This window comes from Blastomonas sp. UPD001 (assembly GCF_003426715.1).
In the GTDB taxonomy this organism is placed as follows: domain Bacteria; phylum Pseudomonadota; class Alphaproteobacteria; order Sphingomonadales; family Sphingomonadaceae; genus Blastomonas.
In genome coordinates this window covers 1-1,558 of the sequence record NZ_QKVT01000091.1, presented here as the reverse complement: position 1 = coordinate 1,558, position 1,558 = coordinate 1, and the positions used below count along the sequence as shown (strand labels likewise).

Here is a 1,558-nt window from a genome sequence, read left to right as displayed (position 1 = left end):
CCGCATATCCGGTCGGCAGGCGATGCCGCCGAGGCGGTGCGTGCGGCGCATTACGGACCGGGCGGACGCGGATATGCCGGGTCGAGCCGGGCGGCGGGCTATGGCCTAACGCCGATGGCGCAACATCGCGCGGCAAGCGCGGCGCGAACCTGCGTGATCGCGCAGATCGAGGATGTCGATGCGCTGGAAACGATCGATGCCATCGCCGCCGTTCCGGGTGTCGATGCGCTGTTCGTCGGGCGGATCGACCTGACCGTCGCGCTCGATGCGGCAACCCCCGACGCGCCCGAGGTCATCGCCGCGACCGAGCGGATCGTTGCCGCAGCACGCGCCGCAGGCCGCCCGTGCGGCATGTTCGTTCCGGGCAATGGCGATGTTACGGGCTGGCGCGCCAGGGGGGCATCGCTGTTCCTGCAATCGTCCGATCATGCGATGATGCGCAGCGGCGCGGCGCTGCTGCGCGCCGCATGCACCGGCTGAGACCGCGCGTCAGCCGGTGCCGCGCACGACGATCAGTTCCGCGCCTTCATCGCTGGCATAGCGCCGGGTGCAGCCGCGCGGCACGGTCATCGTGTCGCCGGTGCCGAGCGCCAGAACGGCACCTGCGCAATGCACCTGCGCCGCGCCGCGCTGGACGAACACCACTTCCACCTCGTCGGGCGATGCCACTGCCGTCGCATCGCCCCGGTCCAGCACGATACGCGCGAGCGTAAAGCCTTTCGCAGTCGGCAGAACGCCATCGGGACCGATGACTGGGTACTCGCCGCGATCCGCCGTCGGATCGGCGCGCGCGATGACTTCGCTTTCATCGCCGGGGCGCATCACCCTCAGCGCCGCGATCGCCTCGCGGCTGGTCACCGGCATCGGGCGGCTGTCCGCCGGGACCTGCTGCCCGGCCGCCGTATCGACCAGCGCGCCGGTTTCCAGCAGGACCAACCCGTGTTCCCGCGCGAGTTCGAACACCTGCGGTGCCCACAGCACCCGCCCCGGATCGTCTCCGCCCAGCACCGACCACAGAAAACCGGTGTCCTCGCCGACATTTCGAAAGCCGCGAAAGGCATGGGTGGGGAACGAGACGATGTCGCCGGGCGATGCAAACACCTGCGCGTCGTCGCCATTTTCGCCGAAGTCGAATCGCCACTGGCCGCTGTGCACGACGAACACCTCTGCCGTTTCGTGGCTGTGCTGCGAGTTCACGCATTCGGGCGGCTGGCGCGCGCCGCCGATGTTGAAGCCGTGCGGCTCTGCGATGTGGACGTGCTGGTCGGGGTTTTCCGACACGCCCGGGCCGATGATCGTGAAATTCTCCTTCGCGTCCGAACCGGGCGTGCGCGAATCGACAAAGGCATTGAGGCAGGGCACCAGATCGCCATAGCGCACAATCCGCGCTTCAAGGGCGACGGCATTCCATTCCTGCTGAACGGTTTCGGTAGTTTCGAGTGCCATTTTATCCCTCCGAGCCATAGCAGCTTGTATTCTTCTGCATTCGCAGTCAATATGGCGCAGCAGAAATTTATCAGGGAGTCGGACGGTGGCAGAGTGGTTGAAACGGGGTGCA

The 1,558-nt window shown here is 67.1% G+C and carries 2 protein-coding genes; one reads left to right on the top strand and one right to left on the bottom strand.

Annotation, left to right across the window (positions count from 1 at the left end; genetic code table 11):
- A partial coding sequence (locus tag DM995_RS19000) for an aldolase/citrate lyase family protein (RefSeq protein WP_232824557.1) occupies nucleotides 1-480 on the top strand: 480 nt, incomplete at its 5' end.
- Between the two features lie 9 nt (nucleotides 481-489).
- On the opposite strand, the gene DM995_RS18995 is transcribed toward DM995_RS19000, so the two are convergent.
- Nucleotides 490-1,446, bottom strand: coding sequence for a cupin domain-containing protein (locus DM995_RS18995; RefSeq protein ID WP_116970688.1), 957 nt, complete (start codon nucleotides 1,444-1,446; stop codon nucleotides 490-492).
- Nucleotides 1,447-1,558: the final 112 nt, after the last annotated feature.